The organism is Streptomyces sp. NPDC104106, from assembly GCF_055584345.1.
On the sequence record NZ_JBVJMF010000029.1, the window covers coordinates 1 to 17778 of the forward strand.

General features: G+C 69.5%; 17 protein-coding genes and 3 pseudogenes. 9 read left to right on the top strand and 11 right to left on the bottom strand.

From position 1 onward, the window contains the following. Nucleotides 1–182: 182 nt before the first annotated feature. Nucleotides 183–443 (bottom strand): hypothetical protein, encoded by a 261-nt coding sequence (locus tag ACZ60X_RS40235; protein ID WP_469610047.1) that lies wholly within the window; start codon nucleotides 441–443, stop codon nucleotides 183–185. Between the two features lie 208 nt (nucleotides 444–651). Here ACZ60X_RS40235 and ACZ60X_RS40240 point away from each other — a divergent pair, with 208 nt between their 5' ends. The 5 genes and pseudogenes from ACZ60X_RS40240 to ACZ60X_RS40260 form a co-directional block, all read left to right on the top strand. After that, a complete protein-coding gene (locus ACZ60X_RS40240; protein WP_469610249.1) occupies nucleotides 652–957 on the top strand; it encodes a small hydrophobic protein in 306 nt (101 codons plus the stop codon). Between the two features lie 368 nt (nucleotides 958–1325). Next, entirely contained in the window at nucleotides 1326–1487 is a 162-nt protein-coding gene (locus ACZ60X_RS40245) for a hypothetical protein (RefSeq protein ID WP_469610049.1), read from the top strand. Between the two features lie 85 nt (nucleotides 1488–1572). Continuing rightward, nucleotides 1573–2136 carry an IS110 family transposase gene (locus ACZ60X_RS40250; RefSeq protein WP_469610052.1) on the top strand — a complete coding sequence of 188 codons (564 nt, stop codon included), beginning with the start codon at nucleotides 1573–1575 and terminating at the stop codon, nucleotides 2134–2136. Next, nucleotides 2061–2261: pseudogene (locus ACZ60X_RS40255) on the top strand (IS110 family transposase); the annotation flags it as partial. The gene ACZ60X_RS40250 and the pseudogene ACZ60X_RS40255, both read left to right, overlap by 76 nt. 134 nt (nucleotides 2262–2395) lie before the next feature. After that, nucleotides 2396–2641, top strand: a pseudogene (locus tag ACZ60X_RS40260) (aminoglycoside phosphotransferase family protein); the annotation flags it as partial. Nucleotides 2642–3026: 385 nt separating this feature from the next. Here the strand turns inward: ACZ60X_RS40260 and ACZ60X_RS40265 are convergent. Next, nucleotides 3027–3596, bottom strand: coding sequence for a DUF4232 domain-containing protein (locus ACZ60X_RS40265; protein WP_469610055.1), 570 nt, complete (start codon nucleotides 3594–3596; stop codon nucleotides 3027–3029). A gap of 295 nt (nucleotides 3597–3891) precedes the next feature. After that, nucleotides 3892–4518 (bottom strand): Ku protein, encoded by a 627-nt coding sequence (locus tag ACZ60X_RS40270; RefSeq protein WP_469610252.1) that lies wholly within the window; start codon nucleotides 4516–4518, stop codon nucleotides 3892–3894. On the opposite strand from ACZ60X_RS40270, the gene ACZ60X_RS40275 reads away from it, so the two are divergent. From ACZ60X_RS40275 to ACZ60X_RS40285, 3 genes are all read left to right on the top strand, one after another. Further along, nucleotides 4509–5111 (top strand): hypothetical protein, encoded by a 603-nt coding sequence (locus tag ACZ60X_RS40275; RefSeq protein ID WP_469610057.1) that lies wholly within the window; start codon nucleotides 4509–4511, stop codon nucleotides 5109–5111. The genes ACZ60X_RS40270 and ACZ60X_RS40275 overlap by 10 nt on opposite strands. A 917-nt stretch (nucleotides 5112–6028) precedes the next feature. After that, the gene (locus tag ACZ60X_RS40280; RefSeq protein WP_469610059.1) at nucleotides 6029–6556 is read left to right on the top strand and encodes a DUF6542 domain-containing protein; all 528 of its coding nucleotides are present in this window, start codon (nucleotides 6029–6031) and stop codon (nucleotides 6554–6556) included. Next, on the top strand, nucleotides 6549–8168 hold the full coding sequence (locus ACZ60X_RS40285) for an LCP family protein (RefSeq protein WP_469610061.1): 1620 nt from the start codon (nucleotides 6549–6551) through the stop codon (nucleotides 8166–8168). The genes ACZ60X_RS40280 and ACZ60X_RS40285 overlap by 8 nt, the downstream gene beginning before the upstream one ends. Nucleotides 8169–8378: 210 nt before the next feature. Here ACZ60X_RS40285 and ACZ60X_RS40290 read toward each other — a convergent pair whose 3' ends face one another. The 5 genes from ACZ60X_RS40290 to ACZ60X_RS40310 form a co-directional block, all read right to left on the bottom strand. Then, complete coding sequence (locus ACZ60X_RS40290; RefSeq protein ID WP_469610064.1) at nucleotides 8379–8765, bottom strand: ArsR/SmtB family transcription factor; 387 nt, start codon at nucleotides 8763–8765, stop codon at nucleotides 8379–8381. Nucleotides 8766–9053: 288 nt separating this feature from the next. Beyond that, entirely contained in the window at nucleotides 9054–9272 is a 219-nt protein-coding gene (locus tag ACZ60X_RS40295) for a cold shock domain-containing protein (protein WP_469610067.1), read from the bottom strand. A 217-nt stretch (nucleotides 9273–9489) separates the two neighbouring features. After that, complete coding sequence (locus ACZ60X_RS40300) at nucleotides 9490–11178, bottom strand: LCP family protein (RefSeq protein ID WP_469610069.1); 1689 nt, start codon at nucleotides 11176–11178, stop codon at nucleotides 9490–9492. A gap of 212 nt (nucleotides 11179–11390) precedes the next feature. After that, nucleotides 11391–11954 (bottom strand): hypothetical protein, encoded by a 564-nt coding sequence (locus ACZ60X_RS40305; protein ID WP_469610071.1) that lies wholly within the window; start codon nucleotides 11952–11954, stop codon nucleotides 11391–11393. Continuing rightward, nucleotides 11951–12190, bottom strand: coding sequence for a hypothetical protein (locus ACZ60X_RS40310; RefSeq protein WP_469610074.1), 240 nt, complete (start codon nucleotides 12188–12190; stop codon nucleotides 11951–11953). Before ACZ60X_RS40310 ends, ACZ60X_RS40305 begins: the two co-directional genes overlap by 4 nt. A 760-nt stretch (nucleotides 12191–12950) precedes the next feature. Here ACZ60X_RS40310 and ACZ60X_RS40315 point away from each other — a divergent pair. Next, entirely contained in the window at nucleotides 12951–13268 is a 318-nt protein-coding gene (locus ACZ60X_RS40315) for a twin-arginine translocase TatA/TatE family subunit (RefSeq protein WP_469610076.1), read from the top strand. Nucleotides 13269–13389: 121 nt separating this feature from the next. Here ACZ60X_RS40315 and mgtA read toward each other — a convergent pair whose 3' ends face one another. From mgtA to ACZ60X_RS40330, 3 genes and pseudogenes are all read right to left on the bottom strand, one after another. After that, the gene (gene mgtA / locus ACZ60X_RS40320; RefSeq protein ID WP_469610079.1) at nucleotides 13390–15960 is read right to left on the bottom strand and encodes a magnesium-translocating P-type ATPase; all 2571 of its coding nucleotides are present in this window, start codon (nucleotides 15958–15960) and stop codon (nucleotides 13390–13392) included. 79 nt (nucleotides 15961–16039) lie between these two features. Then, entirely contained in the window at nucleotides 16040–16402 is a 363-nt protein-coding gene (locus tag ACZ60X_RS40325) for an ArsR/SmtB family transcription factor (protein ID WP_469610081.1), read from the bottom strand. Nucleotides 16403–16742: 340 nt separating this feature from the next. Next, nucleotides 16743–17746 (bottom strand): annotated as a pseudogene (locus tag ACZ60X_RS40330) (S53 family peptidase); the annotation flags it as partial. Nucleotides 17747–17778: the final 32 nt, after the last annotated feature.

The window sequence follows — 17778 nt, forward strand, 5'->3', positions numbered from 1 at the left end:
CGGCTTCGACCACCGCGGTGTCGCGCAGGTCGGCGGACGCCATCTCGGCTGCCTCCTGCAGTGCCCGGGCGGCCCGGCCGGCGCAGCGCGTGACACGGGGACGTCGAGCACCGCGAGGTTCGCCGCCACGCCCCGGCCGGCACGACAGAAGGGCGCGCAGCGGGGCGGGTCGGGGTCATGCATCACCAACTGGATGTCGCCGCGACGCGCTGCAGGTACGGCTGGACCTGCCGAGCGCGCAGTTCCGTGGCAGCGCTGGCAAAGGCTGTGCGCTGCACCGCGGTCGGGTAGCCGAGGCGGGCGGCGGCCTCCTTGGGGGTCAGGTCCGGTTCGGCCTGGACCAGGTCGGCGATCCGCTCCCCGCGCAGCCGGGGCAGGGCCCGTGCGGCCGTGCCGAGCTGGGTGAGCGCGGTGGTCTTGCCGGTCCTGGCAGGGCCGGACACACCGCTTCGCCGTCCAGGGTTGCGAATCTCCACTGACCTGTGCCGGTGAACGTTGATCGATTGCCACTGAGGGATGATCGATGGCTGTCTGTGTCAGTGAAGGATCGGCGCGCGCTGCGGAGGGGGCTGCGCGCGCAGGTCTGCCGACCGTGAACCGGGGTACCCGCACACCGAAGCCGAACTGTCCATGAGCACCAGGGAGTTGATGATGGCTGGCTTCGGGCACGGAACACGCGGGTACCCCCGGTCACGTGGTCGGACATGGCGACGGACCGGGCCGGACCGCGCGACGCTCGGGATCATCGGGACGATCTGTGCGGTGGCCGGCTTCTTCGCGCTGGGCATCGTCCTCGGTCCGGTCGCGGTCTTCTGCGGCTGGCAGGCCATGGGCCGCAAGTGGTCCGACGACCGCGACATCCCGGCGCTCGTCGCGCTGATCCTGGGCGCGATCGACACCCTGCTCGCCATCATCGCCCTGGCGGGCGCGGCCACCTGGGGCCACGGGCTCCTCTAGCCGACGGTTCTCCGCCCTCGGGGCGGGGTCCGCTGATGGGGCGGGGTCCGCTGCCGGCCGCCGTGCGTGGGGGGCCGATCGCGCAGCTCCAGGCGCCCCGAGCGGGGCGCTCGTCAGCTGGGGACGACGTGCAGATTCGTGTCAGTAACCCAGGCCGCTGCGCGGGCCGCCGTGAGGCCGGGAAAATGGGGGCGTGTCCGTCCGGGACGCCGGCGAATCTGTGATGCCTGTGAGCTCGCGTGTCAGTATGGCGTCGGGAGCCGCTTGCAGGGACCCTCAATTGTTGCGACAGCACGCGGACCAGACTCTTCAGCCCTGTGGCTCCTCCGGACGGCGCACCCTTGTCGGTCGCGGTGGGAGGGGCTGTCATGGACGTACTGCACGAGCGCTGCGCGGCGCTCGACATCGGCAAGAAGGACCTCAAGGCCTGCGTGCGGACCCCGAGTCCGAGCGGCCGGCGTTCGCGACGGCAGGAGATCCGGACCTTCGCCACCACGACCAACTCGCTGCTGGAATTGCGGGCTGGCTGATTGCCGAGCAGGTCACCCTCGGGGTGATGGAGGCGACAGGCGACTACTGGCGCGGGCGTTTTACCTGCTTGAGGACTGCCTGAATGTGATCCTGGTCAACGCCGCCCACGCCAAGGGCCTGCCCGGCCGCAAGACCGATGTCGCCGACTCCGCGTGGCTGTGCCAGCTGGGCGAGTGTGGCCTGCTCAAGGGCTCCTTCGTACCACCCGAGCCGATCCGGCAGCTGCGGGACCTGACCCGCTACAGCTCCCCCCTCGCGAGTGAGCTGTCGCGGCAGGCCCAGCGCCTGGAGAAGGAACTCGAGGACGCCGGCATCAAGCTCTCCACGGTGGCGACCGACATCCTCGGGGTGTCCGGGCGGGCCATGCTCGATGCGCTCATCGACGGAGAGCGCGACGTCCACGCGCTCGCCCAGATGGCCAAGGCCCGCATGCGACCCAAGATCCCCGCCCTCGTCGAAGCGCTGACCGGCAACTTCAGCCATCATCACGCGTTCCTGTGCCGCATGCACTGGAACGCATCGACCAGATCAAGACTGCCATCGCGGAACTGTCGGCGCGGATCGAGGGGGAGATGCGCCCTTTTGCCCGGCAGCTTGAACTGCTGCAGACCATCCCCGGCGTTGGCCAGGCCGTCGCCGAGGTCCTGATCGCGGAGACCGGCGCAGACATGGCCCGGTTCCGCACCGCCGGGCACCTGGCCTCGTGGGCGGGAGTCTGCCCGGGGCATCACGAGTCCGCGGGCAAGCACAAGTCGGGTCGCAGACGCCACGGCAACCGCTGGCTCGGCGCAGCCCTCGGCACGGCCGCCATGGCGGCCTCCCGTACCCGGGACCGCACCTACCTCGGCGCCCGCTACATGCGGCTCATGCCCCGCTTGGGCAAGAAGAAGGCCTTGGCCGCCCTCGAGCGGCCGCACGGCTGCGGATCCTTGCCGACGGCTACGGCCTCTCGACAGGGGACCGCATCGAGCTGCCCGGTGTCATCGAACAGGCCACGGAGGTCTGCGGGGCCTTCGTCGCCCGCCGCGTGGCCGGAGGAGACCCCGCCTACCTCCAGGCGTCGGCCGAGCGCGGTGGTGGGGAACGCTGGGACCGCATGCAGACCTGGCTGGTGGACCATCGCAGGGCGTTCACGGCCGCCCTGTTGGACTGACCGGCCCGGACGTCCGAGGACAGATACCCCTCTCCGGGTCCCACCCGCCCGTACGCCAACTGATCAACCTTCGGTGGCACAAACCAACGTTGATCAGCCTTGAGCGGCAATCGATCAACGTTCACCGGCACGGGTCATCTACGTCGGGTGAACCAGAAGCCCCGTCACCGCGGCCGTTGTCCCGTGCCACTGGATCTTGACCGTTTGCCATCGGACTTTGACGAATGCGAGTTTGTGTCATCGGTTTGATCACCGCAGGTCAGCGGCTCAGCGCACCTTCGGTGCGTTGAGCAGCTGACCTGCACTTATGTGCAGTTCCTCGTAAATGTGCAGGTTAGAGCCTTGCGATCGTCGTGCAGGCTGCTCGATCTGTGGGGACGGGGGGTCAGGAAGGCTTGACCGCCGAGACCGGGGTGACGGTCACCTTGTTGTCGCACTCGGCCCACACCCCGTCGTTCAGGGCGACCTGGTGCTTCCCGGAGCGCGGCAGCCCGATGACCATCGTCGGATACGTCACCGGGTCCTTGCCCGACACGCAGTAGCCGTCGGCCTCCCCCTGGACCTGGACGAAGGTCAGCTTCACCCACGCCTTGCCGTGCGGCCGGACCGTCACGGTGACCGCCCTGCCGGTGGGGGTGACCGTGAGCGGGGTGTTGCGGGCGGGGGAGCCGTTGCCGGCGCCCGCGACCGTCGGATGGCCCTTCAGGACGCACGTCCTCGGGGAGGCGTTGGTGAACTGCACGACCGCCGCCCCGGTCCCGGTCCCGACGGGCCGGTGGACGGCCTGCCAGGCGCTGACCTGGAGGGCGGAGGCCGAACAGGCGGGCGGCGGGGTGGAGGTGGTGGTGCTCGCCGCCATGGCGGTGCCGGGCAGGATGCCGGTCACCGCCGCCGCGACGGCCGTGACCGCCGTCGTCGCCAGAGCCGCCCTGCGAATGCCGTTGCTGTGACGCATGCTGTCGTCCCCCTGAGTCGTCTCGTCCGCGGGTTTCGGTCGTCGGTTGTTGCCCCGCGGTACGCGTGGTCGTGGTACGTGAGTGCAGACAGGGCGGGAGAGCAGCAGGGTTCGTGCGGCGGCTACTTGTGACGGAACGGTGACAACGGGCTGCACCCGTGCAGATGGCCGCCCCCGGCGCGCACCGAAGGTGCGTTGAGTCGCTGACCTGCGGTGATCAAACTCCGTTGACACAAACTCGCGTCCGTCAAGGTCTGGTGGCACGGGACAGCCGTGCCCCTGCGCCTGCCGCACCTCAGGCGCTCTTCGGCTTCCGCCCTGTCGCCTTCTTCGCGGTCGTCTTCTTGGCTACGGCCTTCTTGGTCGGCTGCTTCTTCGCGGCCGTCTTCTTCGGCTTCGGCAGCTCGTGCACCTCGGCCGGGCCGGTGCCCTCGCCGCGGGACGCCTTGACCTTCTGCACCGACTCGTTCAGCGCGGCCATCAAGTCGAGCACCTGGGCCGGCTGCTCCGGCTCGGGCGCCTCAGGGAGTGGCTTCTCCTCGCGCTTGGCCTCGATGATCTGGGCCATGGCCTCGGTGTACCGGTCCTCGAAGTCGGGGCCCACCAACTCGTCCACCGTCATCGTGTCCACGAGGGCGAGCGCGCCCTCGATCTCCTGCTCGGACACCTCGACCGGCGGCGGCAACAGCTCGGCGGGGTCGCGGATCTCGTCCGGCCAGCGCATGGCGTGGAGGACCAGGACGTCGTCGCGGACGCGGAGCAGTCCCAGTCTCTCCCGGCCGGACCAGGCGTACTTCGCGACGGCCGCCTTGCTGGAGCGGCCGAGGGCCTGGACGAGGAGCTTGTACGGCTTCGCCGCGACCGGGCTGGACGGCTGGAGGTAGTAGCCCTCGGCGATCTTCAGCGGGTCGATTGAGTCCAGGGGCCGGCCGTATCAGCGACATTGCCGACGACCACACCACCGAGACCTTCCGCGGCCACTACGCCCACGGCACGACCCTGCGGGTCATCGCCGGTCACGTCATCACCTCGGCACAGCAGCACTGGCTCGACCAGGCCCTTAACGGCCCGATCGTGCTCACCCCGGGGGCGGAGCAGGTGCTCGGCGAGCCGGGCGCCGCCGCGGCCCTGGGCCTTTCCCGGGAGGAGGTGGAGCAACTGCGGGCCGGTGAGCTGGACATGGGCGTCTCCAGCTGCCGGGACCCGTTCACCTTGCCGTTCGGCCGCCCCGGGCAGTTATGCCCGGTCGCCCCCGCTCGCTGCCTGGAGTGCCGCAACGCCTTCGTCCTGCCCTCCAACCTTCCCCAGCTGCTGCTCTTCGCTTCCCACCTCGAACAACTCCAGCACCGTCTGTCCCCGCCGCACTTCCACGCCCTGTGGGGGCAGAGCCGCCGCAACGTCATCGAGGCCCTGAGCCTTCGTACCGACGAGGAGATCGCCCGCGCCCGCCGGCGCATCGTCGACGAAGGGCTGACCCTCAGCCTGCCGCTCGCCGCACAGGTGGAATTCGAATGAGCGGCCACCTCCAAGCCCTCGGCGACGTGTCGCGCATCTTCGGGGACGGCGAAGCCGTCCCGAACAGCGTGGCGCCGTTGGAGACCGCGGCGTTGGTGCGCAGCCCCGCGATCCGGGGGCGCCACTGCCGGTCGACGACCCAGCGCCGGCGTTTCCGCTCGTTGTGCCGGGCACGTCCGCCCCCGCTGAGGTGCTGTAGCAAGCCGGGTAAGTTGACGTATGCACCCTGCTGCGATGCTCGCCGCCGCGGACACCTTTCCGCTGTTGCTGTGGGCGGCCATGACCCTGCGCCGTTCGGCTCGCACTTGCTGTCGATCGTCCTCGGCGCGCTGCTCGTCGGCCTCCCGCTCGTTGCCTGGCTCCTGTTGCGCGGCTACCGCGGTCCGCAGTGATGGTCGACCGGACAGGTGGCCGACCGTCTTCAGACGTGGCTGATAGTCCATCCAGGGCGCCCGCCGTATCGGCGACTGCTTCCTGTTCGGCTGTCAACTCGGAAGCCGGTTGACAACCCTGTCGAGCAGTCGGCGCAGGGTTGCTGAGCCTGGCCGATATGTTGCCGACTCCCCCGTCGCGTAGTGTCAGAAGTTACGCGATATGCGATGTATGGGTGATATCGGCAGATTGTAGGAGGACTACCGCCGGAACGGACCCCCTGTCTTGCACAGGCTTGCCCTGCTCTTTGCGGGGATCACTGCGCGACTCGCTGCGCATGCCCATCTGTAGATCTCCCGTGGCACTGGCATGCGTGAATTGCTGCTGTTCGCTTGCATGACGTAGGCTTGCAATATTGCGCAACTAAGCAACCTTCAATGGGTGCGGAACGTCTTGGAAACCGGGGGCGCGAGTCGCTGCACGCTGTGTACGTGAGTCGGGCCCGATCCCCCATGACCGTCAGCGGATTCGGACGAGGAATGCGGATGACAGGCCAGCGCATCGCCACTGCCGGCAAGGACACGTACCCCTCCCGCAGCGACGTGCGGTCTTCTGCGGAATCCCGTGGAGCACGCGGTGTGCCAGGCCCGCGGGCGCGTCGGGCGGGGTCGTCACGTCGTAGATCCGGCGTCCCCTCAGCGGGGTCCGGCCGGGCGGGAATCCTCGTGTGGGGTCTGCCAGTTGTCGGTGCCGGCGTGGACGAGTTGTTCGCATCAGGACTGGGATGGGCGTTCGCGCTCACTGCGGTCATCGCGGGGGGCGTGACTGCGGGGATGTGTTGCCGGGCCGGCGCCTGGTGGGTTCTGTGTGCGCCGCCGCTGGTATTGATGGCGGTCACCGTCGTCGCCGAGCAGGTCTCGGGCGTGAGTGCCCGCAGCGCGCTGACCGCTTCGGCGGTGCACTGGGGCATCGACGCGTTCCCGGCGATGGCAGGGGCAGAACTTGCAGTGATCGCCGTGCTGGTGGTTCGCGTGATCCGGTCCCAGCGGAGGAGGAGGGGCAGCGGTGCCTGAGGTACACCGGAGCGGGGCGGGCCTGGGCAGGACGGAGCCGGGTCGGCGCCGCAACGGCGCGGCGGGCGGCAGGATGGTGCGCGGCCGCAGGCCGGCACGGCGTTCGCTGTGGGTGAAGGCCGGGCGGGTCGCGGTCGCGATGACCTCGGCGGCAATTCTGCTGGCCAGTGGGGTCACGTGGGCCACCTACACCTGGATCAACGGCGGCCTGAACACCTCCGATGCCCTGGACGCGGCCAACAAGGGGGCACCGCACCATCTGGACAACTCGGTTAACCTGCTGTTGATCGGCCTGGACTCCCGTAAGGACATGAATGGCAACGATCTGCCGCGGCAGTTCGTGCAGGACCAGTTGCACGCCGGATCGAGCGATCTCGGATACTACAACACCAACACGCTGATCCTGATGCACATCCCCCCCGACGGCGGAAAGGTCACGGCTTTCTCCGTCCCGCGTGACGACTACGTCCAGACGTTCAACGGCGACGGATCCGTCCAGGGCCACTACAAGATCAAGGAAGCCTATGCCAACGCCTACACGAGCGCGCACGACAGGCTGAGCGCGCAGGGCGTCAAGGGCCCTGACCTCGAAGCGCAGAGTAGGGAAGCCGGGCGGGAAGCCACCCTGGTCACGGTGCAGAGGTTCCTCGATGTGCCGGTCGACCACTTCGCCGAGGTCAATCTGCTCGGTTTCTACGACATCGCCAAGGTGCTCCAGCCGATCCAGGTCTGCCTCAAGCACCCGGTGCACGACCGGTACTCCGGCGCCGACTTCCCCGCCGGACTGCAGGAGCTGAGCCCCAAACAGGCCCTGGCCTTCGTACGCCAGCGACACGGGCTCCTCATGGGCGACCTCGACCGCACCCACCGCCAGCAGGCGTTCTTGTCCTCCGTCACGCACAAGCTGAAGACCGACGGGATGTTCGGTGATCTCAGCAAGCTGCAGGGCCTGTTCGGCGTCGTGAAGCAGGACCTGGTCATCGACAGCAGGCTGAACGTGCTGGACTTCGCTCAGCAGGCCACCAACCTCACCGGAGGGAAGGTGGAGTTCCACACCCTGCCGATCGCCGGTTTCGCCCACCGCAACAACGAGGAGGTCAACCTCGTCGACCCTGAGCGGATAAGGTCGATCGTGCAGGCGATGATCGGACATGGTGCGTCCGCCTCACCCAGCGACGGCGTGGGGGGCGGGAAGCCGTCATCTGCCGCGCCTGCCGCCCCCGCCACCGTGGATGTTTTCAACGGCTCCGGCAGAACAGGCGCCGCCGCCGCGGAACTCAGGGCCCTTGCGGCTCTGGGCTACACCGGCGGGCGAACGTCCAACGCTGCCACCCAGCACAGCACAACGATCGCTTACGGCTCCGGCGCACAGGCAGCGGCCCAGCAGATCGCCGGCCGCCTGGGCACCGCGCCACCCGTTGCCAGCCCCTCGGTCCTGGCCGACCGAGTCCAGATCACTCTCGGCACGGACTTCACCCCGCCCGCCACGACCTCGACCGGCTCTTCCGGATCCACGCAGGCCATCGCACCGGCGAGCGAGCCGTCGACCGTTCCGTCGACGGCCTTCGCGGGCGACTCGGTGAAGATGGGCGGCATCCCCTGCGTCAACTGACCCCCACCCCCGGCAACGGGCCCCACGACAGGCAGGCGCATGGTGTCGAGGTCCGCCCTCCCGCCGACGGGGTTTCTCCCACCGGGGTACACGCTGCGCGGCCAACGGTGCCTGCACTGTGGACAACACCGTAAGACACTCCGTCAGCCGCCCGAGGCATACGTCAAGTTCGAGCATCCAGCGTCAGCCCCCTGCGCTCGCAGGCCAACGTCATGCCGGCTTGTGGTCCGGTCTGCCCAGAGTGAATTCCAGCGGCGACATCGGCTGAAGCGACTTCTGCTCTGCCCGCGCGGCCAGCAGTGCGACCATCGCGCCGATGGCGGCGGCAATGTCGGGGTCATCAACGTAGTAGACCTGCCGTCGGCCCTCGGGGCGGGCGGCGACGAGACCGGCGAGCTTCAGCTTCGCCAGGTGCTGGCTGACTGCGGGCAGCGCCATGTCCACCCGGGCGGCCAGGCCGGTGACATCGCTCTCGCCCTGGGACAACGCCCACATGATGTGCAGCCTGGAACGTGAGGCAAGCAGCCCGAACGCGGTGACCGCCTGCGCTACCGCTTCGGCGGGAGGATCCTGAAGGCCACCGACGTCAACCGTCATGGTCCTCTCCCGCCGCTTCACAAATCACCGTCGGCACACGCACACAGTGTAGGCGTGCGGCTATCACCAGGGCGCTCGCGCAGCCGCCAGGACGGTCCCACCGCCGGTGCCCTGTGCCGGAAGGCGGCATCCTCTGCCGGACAGGCGACCCGCCACTCTTTCGCAAGATCAGACTCGCATTCTCCCAATCGCGCATGGGATCGGGCCCGGTCCGGTCAACGGCGTCCGCCCACGTAGGTGACCGCCAATGGCACCCGCCCGGCGAGTGCGCCAACGCGGATCACCCCCCTAATGCACATGCTCGGCTATCTGCACATGCACGGCTTCCAGTTCGTCCGCGGCACCTTCGCGCACCTCGTAGGTGACGCGAAGGCCTTCGGTAACGAACGTGCCACCTTCATTGTCCTCGCGCCGCACCCGTACCTCACGGCCGTCGTCCCCGTCGATGTAGCCGTAGCCCCTCACTTGATTGAACCACCGGACCACACCGCTGACGCGCTCGCTCATTCCCCCGTGCCTCCTTCAGGCCTCATCCGGGTAGCCAACTGGCCCCGTTACCTCCTTTTCCCGACTCATATAGGGCGCACTCGGCACCAGCCGAATGACCTTCTCAAGTACCCGTAGAGCACAGGGACGGTCCTCTCAGCGCCACCACCCGAAGAGCTGCCGCAACGAGTCAGCCGCTCCCGACGCGTCGCATTCCTGGGTCAACTGCCCGCCCGGGTCACGTGTCGGAGTCGGGCTGGCTGCGCGCGGCTGCGTACGCCTGGGCCGGGGTCATGCTGACGCCGTTGAGGGAGACAGTTCGGTACGGGCTGACCTGGGCGCAGGTCTTGGACTGGTCGGCGGTTTCGGCGTGGGCGTTGGAGACTGCGGCATGGGTGTCGGCCGGGGCCGGGGAGGATGAGCCGGAGTCGGAGCCGTAGGTGGTGCCGCTGGGCCAGTCACTGCCGATCACCAGGGTCAGACCAGTGCCGGTGCCCTGCTTGACGTGTGAGGAGGGCAGGCTGAGCGCGCCGGCGACCGCCTGGGCCTGCGGCTTCTCACCAGGGCCGTAGGTGAGGGTGGTGGTCGTCGCGCCGGGTGCGTTGGCCGTCGTGCCTGAGCCGAAGCCCTTGCCGGTGAGGGCGGTGGCGACATCGGAGGCGCGGCCGCCGATGCCGGTGCCGTTCTCGACTTTCACCGCGATCTGGGCAGTGTCGACCGGCGTCGGAGAGGCAGGGCCCGTAGTCGGCTTCTGGTCCGAGCCGCCGCTCAAGGACTGGTCGTTGGCGATCGTCGCGAACAGGGACTTCGCGCCCGGCCCCACGACGAGCCGCTCGTTGTTGTTCGGATCCGGGTCGGTCTGCATGGTGGTGAAGGTGATCCGCTTGGTGGGCACTTTGTCGACGTCCGAGGCCAGACTGATCAGTTTGCTGATGCTGCCGAGACCCGTGTCGACGGTGAGTGCCTTGGTGGCGGCGTCGGCGAGCCCGTAGACCGCAGTGGGGTCGGTCAGCGTGCCCGCGCTCTTGAACTTGCGGAGCATCGAGCTGAGGAACATGTGCTGGGCGTAGGTGCGGCCCAGGTCGCTGCCGTCGCCGAAGCCGTGCCGGGATCGGACGAACTCCAGGGCGGCGACGCCCTGGAGGGTATGGGTGCCCTTGGCCAGCTTCAGGTGGGAGTAGGTGTCGTAGACGTTGTCGCTGACGCAGACCGAGACCCCGCCGACCGCGTCTGACATGCTGACCACGCCGGCGAAGTCGAGCTTGACGAAGTGATCGATGGGGATGCCGGTGAGTTGGTGGATGGTGGCGACCTGGCAGGCCGGGCCGTACGACAGGGCACTGTTGATCATGCCGTAGTAGCCGGGCGTGCTCTGCTTCGACGTGGGGTCGGTGCAGGCGGGGACGTTGGTCATGGTGTCGCGGGGGATGCTCATAACGGTGGCGTTGGAGCGATCGGCGGCTATGTGCACCATCATCTCCACGTCCGCGTTCCCGTTGCCGGACTGCACGCCGGTCTGTGAACAGCCGCCGCCGAGCTTGCAGTCCTCCGCGCTGGTGCGGCCGTCCGAGCCGATGACCAGGATGTTGATCGGGGTGCGGCCGAAGGCGTCGGCCTTCTCGCTGCCGCCCTTGCCGTCGAGTGAGACGCTGTGGATGTTGCCGTTGAGGTGCTGGTAGAGCCACCAGCCGCCACCGGCGGCAGCGAGCAGGATCACCGCCAGGACTATCCCGCTGATCCGCAGCACGCGCCTGCCACGCGAGGTCGGCCTGGCTCGGCCTCCTGCCTGGGCGCTTCCTTGCGCGCGGGAAGCCGCTCGTCCGCCGGACGAGCGGCCGCGGGCGGGTTCGCCCGTGCGCTGTCGCGGCACCCGGCCGGTACGGTTGCGCGTAGCCCGGCCGGCGGAGCCGTCCCGCAGGTCACTCATCTGCCACTCTCACTCCCGCGAACGGTCGGGCCCATCCGTCCCTCGGGCATGCGGCGGTCGAGCACGGCCGTATCCGTCGGGCGAAGCGGGGCTTCACCTCTGTTGCATAGTTGCGCAACCTAGCAAACGAATGGCCAGTTCATCATCGAACCTGCCCAGATTCACAGGGTGGGCGGTGCCAAGAAGGGCTTGCGGCGCCGTGAGCTGCAGGGTTACGCCCAGTCACTGCCGCCGAAATCGCCCCCGCCGTCCGACCCGAAGTCGCCGCCGAAGCCGCCCGCGAAGTCGGAGGCGCTGAAGTCCGCCCCGCGAAGTCGGAGGCGCTGAAGTCCGCCCCGAGAAGTCACCACCCCCGGCAGATCCGGAGCGGACGAGCAGACATCCCCGGAGTCGGGGTAGGCGAAGGGAGCACTGAGCAGGCTGCCCAGAAGGGTTCCGGCGAGCAGGCCGCCGACCACCGCGCCTCCGCCGCCGAAATAGCCGCCCGCCCCCGGGGCATAGGCGGGGTCGGCGTTCCACTGGGGCTGGGCGCCCGCATCGGTGTGGACCATGCGGGTCACGCGCTGTTGGCCCTGGCTGACGCGAACGGCGTCCTCGGAGCAGGCCAGGACCAGACGGAATCCGCCGCCGGGCGGGAACCAGGTGACGGCGCTGACCGACAAGCCGTGCCGTGGGTCTAAGAAGCAGGGCAGGCGCTTCCGCGGCAGCGGTGCCCCGGTGCGGCGCGTGGTGAGGGCAGCCAGCGCGAAGCGGCCCTCGGCCAGCGCGGCGGTCACAGACCGCACGTCGTGCGGCCCGGGGCAGCGGGTATCTGCTCCTTGGCCCGCTCGAAGGCGTCCAGGGCAAACCCGTAGTCGGCGCGCATCTCATCCGCGGCACCGGGCGCGGCCGGGGAGAAGTCCAGCCGGACCAGCCTCTCGCCGAAGGCGGTGATGTCCTCGTCCACCACCCGATAAGCCTCCAGCTCCGCCCGCTCCGCCTCGGCCCTGCTTCGGCTGCCGGTACAGCGCATACCCGCCCCCGGCCGCCCCGGCCGCGATCAAACCGCCGGCCAGCAGCCCGGCACTGCCAAAGCCGCCTCCACCGGCCTGCGCCCACGAGGTTGGGGCGTGGCCCCTGACCTGCTGGACGGCCTGGTCGACATAGGTATTCAGCTGCGCCTCCGCGTTCGAGGCGTCGGCGCGCTGCACCGCGTCGCGCAGATTGGTCACGGCGCCCGCTGACATCACCTGATGGTCGGCCTTGGCGTTGAACAGCGTCCCGAGGCGGACGGCGTAGGCGCCGGTGATGCCGGTCAGCCACCGCAGATCCTGCATCAGGGGCGCCTGCGGGTAATCGGCGGACTCAGGCAGCCCGGCAACGAAGACCGGCTTGTCGGATCCTCGACCTTCGCAGCGAGCTTGTCGGCGACGGCCTTCGGTAACTGACCCTGGACCCGCGGGTCGACGTACACCAGGCCCCTCCTGAACGCCTGGGCCATCGCCCCCGTGCCGGCACCCGTGACTGCGGAAGCACCCGGAACCGACACCCGACAGTCCCAGCACCGCGGTTACGGCCATCACGACCGGGCCGCGGGCAGGGCGGGCGACGCGGCGGGCCCGTGACGAAGAGGGCATGAAGACGACCTCCCTGGAGAGTGAGAGCGGGCGGCTGCCACCACTAGCCATTCGATCATTTGCGCAATTGCTAAAGTATTACGGCACGTGTTCCGCGCTGGGGCGGAGCGCCGGGGACGAAGGCGAGGGCATCGGATGTTCCCTGATGTGAGCCCTATGGAGCTCCTCACGCTGGCGCTCCTCGTGGTTCTGCTCTTCGGTCCGGACAAGCTGCCCGAGGTCATCCAGAGCGTGGTCGGGTTCCTGCGCAAGGTGCGGGAGATCTCCGAGAGCGCCAAGGAGGAGGTCCGCTCCGAACTCGGCCCGGAGCTGAAGGGCTTCGAGTTCGAGGACCTGCACCCCAAGACGTTCATCCGCAAGCACGTCCTCGACGGCGACAACCCTGAGATCGACGAGATCCGTGCCGCCCTGGACCCGAGCGCGGAGCTGTCGGACATCGCCGATGCTGTACGCGACGCGGGGAATGCCGGCTGAGCGGAAACGGTGGCCAGAAGCGGCGTGCCCCTGCCCAAGGAGACACCGTCCGAGCCGGCCTCACATCCTGCATTCGATCTCGACGCCACCTGATGCCGCGACAGGCAAGACCGCGAGACGCTCACTCCTGGCTGCCGAGTCTCCGCTCGTAACGTGCCCGGGCCGGCAGGAGTGCGGCGGTATACAGCGCCAGGACGCCCATGAGGAGGAGGTAGTACTCCAGCGGGAGGGCGGTCAGACCGAGCAGGGGGCCGAGTGGTGACGGCGGGAGCACGATGCCGATGACCGCCAGGGCGGCCGCGGTCCAGCCGACCGGACCGGGCGTACGGTCCTGAAAGAGGCGATGGCCGACGCGCAGGAGCACCATGGCCAGGCCCTGGGTGATCAGGTTCTCGGTGAACCAGCCGGAGTGGAAGACCGCCCCGTCGTCGCTCGTTCCCGGGCGGTGCAGCGCGAGGGTCAGGATGGCGAAGGTCGCCAGGTCGGCGGTGGCGTTGAGGACGCCGAATCCCATGATGAAGCGGAGGATCGAGCGGGGATCGAGCATCTTCGGGCGGCGCAGCATCGACGGGTGGGGGTGGTCGTAGGCGAAGGCGATCTGCACCGTGTCGAAGCACAGATTCTGCACCAGTACCTGAGCCGGGAGCATCGGCAGGAAGGGCAGCAGCAGGCCTGCGCCGAGCATCGCGATCACGTTGCCGAGGTTCGACGACAGGGTGACGCACAGATAGGTGGCGATGTTGCCGGCGCTCCGTCGGCCCGCGGTGATGGCATGGTCGATCGCGGTGAGGTCCTTCTCCGCGAGGACCACGTCGGCGCCCTCCCGGGCCACGTCGGCGGCGTCGCGGGGGGCGATGCCGACGTCGGCGGCGCGCAGCGCGGGCAGGTCGTTGACGCCGTCCCCGAGGAAGCCCACCGTGTGGCCGCCGGTGCGCAGGGCAGCCGTGATCCGCGCCTTGTGCTCCGGGGTGCAGCGGGCGAAGACCGTCGTACGGCGGGCGAGGGCGGCCAGTTCGGGGTCGGCGAGGCTGTCGATTCGGTCGGCCGTGAGGACCTGGTCCGGGGCGAGCGGGATAGCCAGGTCGTGGCAGGCGCGGGCAGCGGTGCCGGGGTGGTCGCCGGTGAGAACCTTGATCGTGACGCCGCGTGCGGCGAGCGCTGCAAGGGCCGGCGCGGCAGTGGGCGCGAGCGCGTCGCGCAGGGTGACGAAGCCGCGGAAGTCCAGTCCGCGCTCGTCGGCCGGGGTGTAGTCGCGCAGGCGAACCGGACGTTCGACGGTGGCGACCGCCAGCACCCGCAGGCCCTCCCGCGCGGCCCGGTCCGCGAGGTCCGTCAGGCGCTCCCGCTCCTCGGGCTCCAGGGCGCAGCGTTCCAGGACGGCCTCCACGGCGCCCTTGACGACGAGCGTGTGCGAGCCGAGCCGGCCGGGGGTGCGGACGACGGCGGTGGACAGGCGGCGCACGGGATCGAAGGGCAGTGCCGCGACCCCGTCGTACGCCATGAGGTCGTCCTCGTCCGCCGTCTCCAGGACCGCCTCGTCCAGGGCGTCCGGCTCGGGCAGGTCGGCGAGCTGGAGGGTCCACCAGGCGTTGACGGCCGCCCAGCGCACCACGTCGGGATCGGTGCCGCCGCATGCGTCCAGGCCCCGTTCGACGACCGGCCGGTCCTGGGTGAGCGTGCCCGTCTTATCGAGACACAGCACGTTGACCGCGCCCAGGTCGTGCAGCGCCGGGAGCCGTTTGACGATCACCCCGCGCGTACGGGCCAGCAGCGACGCCCCGCGCGCCAGACAGGTGGTCACGACGACCGGCAGCATCTCGGGGGTCAGCCCCACGGCCACGGCGACCGCGAACGGCAGGGTCTCCAGGCCGCGGTCGCGCAGCGTGGCGTTGGCCATCAGCACCAGCGGCGGGGTGAGCAGCATGAACCGGATCAGGATCCACGAGATGCTGTGCACCGACCGGTCGAAGGCGCTCGCCTCGCGCCGGCCGACCGTGCGGTCGTAGGCGGCCGCGAACCGGGTGCGCCCGCCCGTCTCCAGCACGACGGCGGTGCCGCTGCCGGTGGCGACGCTGCTGCCCTGGAAGCACAGCTGCGGCTGCTCGAACACCGCGGTTCTGACCGGTCGGGAGAGGTCCGCCGCGTGTTTCGGGACTGGGGCGGACTCGCCGGTCAGCGCCGACTGGTGCACGGTCAGGCCCCGCGCCCGCAGTATCCGTACGTCGGCCGGGACCAGGTCTCCTGCGCCGAGCTTGATGATGTCGCCGGGGACCAGGTCCTCCACCGGCATCTCATGGGCCGCCGGCGCGGCGTGGTCGTGAACGCGACGCAGCACGGTGGAGGTGGTGGCGACCAGTTTGCGCAGCCCATCCATGGACCGGTCGGCGCGGTGCTCGCCCGAAGCCCGGAGCACACTGCTGGCAGCGACCAAGGTGAGGATGACGCAGGCGGTGGACCAGGCGAACATGGCGGCGGAGACCAGACCGAGGCAGAGCAGCACCGCGGTGAACGGTTCACGCAGGCTGCGCACGACGAGGCGTGGCCAGGAGGCGTGCTTCCGGGCCGGAAGCGTGTTTGCCCCGAATCGGGCCAGGCGGAGTGTGGCCTCGTCCTCCGTCAACCCGCGCGGTCCGGTGTCCAGCCGCCGCAGCACCTGCAGTGCGGTCGCAGCGTCCGGTTCCAGAACATCCACTCCGGAAGTACCGGTCTCCCGTGGTTTTGGGGTCACTCGGGAACACGACGACTCGGCGTCCTCTCCCCAGTCCGCGGTCCTAGGCACTGGTCCCCTGGAGCAGGCCCACCGATGCGAGCGATCCCTCGGTGCGCAGGGCGAGCTGGCCGACCATGAGGCGGACGACGGTGACGACGTCAGGGTCGCCGAGGTAATAGACCTGCCGTCGTCCCTCACGGCGGGAGCGGACGAGACCGGCGAGCTTCAGCTTGGACAGGTGCTGGCTGACCGCGGGCAGGGCGCCGCCCACCCGGTGGGCGAGATGGCTCACATCGCTCTCGCCCTCGGACAGGGCCCACATGATGTGCAGCCGTGCCGGGGACGCCAGCAGCCCGAAGGCGGCGGCCACGTCAGCGAGTACCTCGGCGGGCGGATCCTCGAAGCCCCCGACGACGTGCTTCACAGTCTTCTCCCGTCCGCCGCATCACAGCCACCGCCCAGCGCCCGCCCAGTGTAGGCATCAGCCGCCGTGCACCGCCCGGTATCGGAACGAGGTGGAATCGCGGTGCCCACGCCTCCTCGCTTCCCCCGGTGGACACCGGAGTGGAAGCGCAGCATGACGCAGACCGATGACCTTCGGCTGCGCCTCGATCGCCTGTCATCAGGGACGCTCGGGAAACGGGAGAACGGGTCACGGCCGGCTTGCCGTGACCCGCTTCCCATCCATGCCGCCGAGGGGACCGCACGTCACCCTCACAGTGGCGGCTCCCCGTGACCCGCCGGGGATGGCCGTGCGGTGGAGATCAGCCGGCGCTGAAGGCGCTGACGCCTTCGGGGGTACCCCAGCCGGTCGGGCCGTCGTAGCCGGTGCCGGCAGTGCAGAAGTACGACGGGGAGCAGATGCCGTTGCTGCCGCTGATGACGTCGTTCAGCGCCGAGGTGCCGGCCTTGGCGTAGGGATAGCTGGCCGGGTAGTCGCTGGAGCCTGGAGTGCCCGCGAGGGCGTAGGCGCCGGCGCTGATCGGGGACGAGGCGCTGGTGCCGCCGTAGGTGTTCCAGTTGCTGCTGGTGCCGTAGGAGTCGTAGACCGAGACTCCGGTGGCCGGGTCGGCGACCGCGGAGACATCGGCCTCCGTGCGGTTGGAGCAGCCGGAGTCGGTCTGCCAGCTCGGCTTCGGGTCGTACGCGGAGCAGCCGGAGCCGGTGCCCTCGGTGGAGCTGGTGCTCCAGACCTTCTCCGACCAGCCGCGGCTGTTGGACGCGGTGGACAGCGCGGTGCCGCCGACGGCGGTCACGTATTGGGAGGTCACCGGGTACTCGGCGCCGTAGCCGCTGTCACCGGCGGAGACGGTGATGGCCACGCCCGGGTGGTTGAAGTACTCGGAGTCGTACGTCGTGTCGGAGGAGGACTCCGAGCCGCCATAGCTGTTGGAGACGAACTTGGCGCCCAGGCTGACTGCCTCGTTCACAGCCGTGCCGAGGTCGTCCATCGAGGAGAAGTTGGCCTCGACGAGCGTGATGTTGCAGTTCGGGCAGATGGCGGAGGCCATGTCGAGGTCGAGCGAGATCTCGCCGGCCCAACCGCTGTCGGCGGTGGGGAGGTTGGAGGAACCGTCCTGGGCAAACTTCGAGAAGCAGCCGTTGGACGACGAGCAGGCCGACAGACCGTAGTACGAGCGGTAGGCGGCCAGGTCCGACTCGGCATTCGGTCGTCGTAGGCGTCGACGATGGCGATGGTCTCGCCGGAGCCGTTGGAGGCGGCGGCGGAGGTCAGGCCGTAGGCCGACTGCAGGTCGCTCGGCCCGTATAGCGCCACCACGAGAAGGGCGAGGGCGGCGT

Coding starts and splice junctions, on each gene's coding strand:
- ACZ60X_RS40240 (WP_469610249.1), top strand. CDS start 652: ATGGCTGGCTTCGGGCACGGAACACGCGGGTACCCCCGGTCACGTGGT.
- ACZ60X_RS40245 (WP_469610049.1), top strand. CDS start 1,326: ATGGACGTACTGCACGAGCGCTGCGCGGCGCTCGACATCGGCAAGAAG.
- ACZ60X_RS40290 (WP_469610064.1), bottom strand. CDS start 8,765: ATGACGGTTGACGTCGGTGGCCTTCAGGATCCTCCCGCCGAAGCGGTA.
- ACZ60X_RS40265 (WP_469610055.1), bottom strand. CDS start 3,596: ATGCGTCACAGCAACGGCATTCGCAGGGCGGCTCTGGCGACGACGGCG.
- ACZ60X_RS40315 (WP_469610076.1), top strand. CDS start 12,951: ATGGAGCTCCTCACGCTGGCGCTCCTCGTGGTTCTGCTCTTCGGTCCG.
- ACZ60X_RS40280 (WP_469610059.1), top strand. CDS start 6,029: ATGACAGGCCAGCGCATCGCCACTGCCGGCAAGGACACGTACCCCTCC.
- ACZ60X_RS40295 (WP_469610067.1), bottom strand. CDS start 9,272: ATGAGCGAGCGCGTCAGCGGTGTGGTCCGGTGGTTCAATCAAGTGAGG.
- ACZ60X_RS40300 (WP_469610069.1), bottom strand. CDS start 11,178: ATGAGTGACCTGCGGGACGGCTCCGCCGGCCGGGCTACGCGCAACCGT.
- ACZ60X_RS40310 (WP_469610074.1), bottom strand. CDS start 12,190: ATGCGCTGTACCGGCAGCCGAAGCAGGGCCGAGGCGGAGCGGGCGGAG.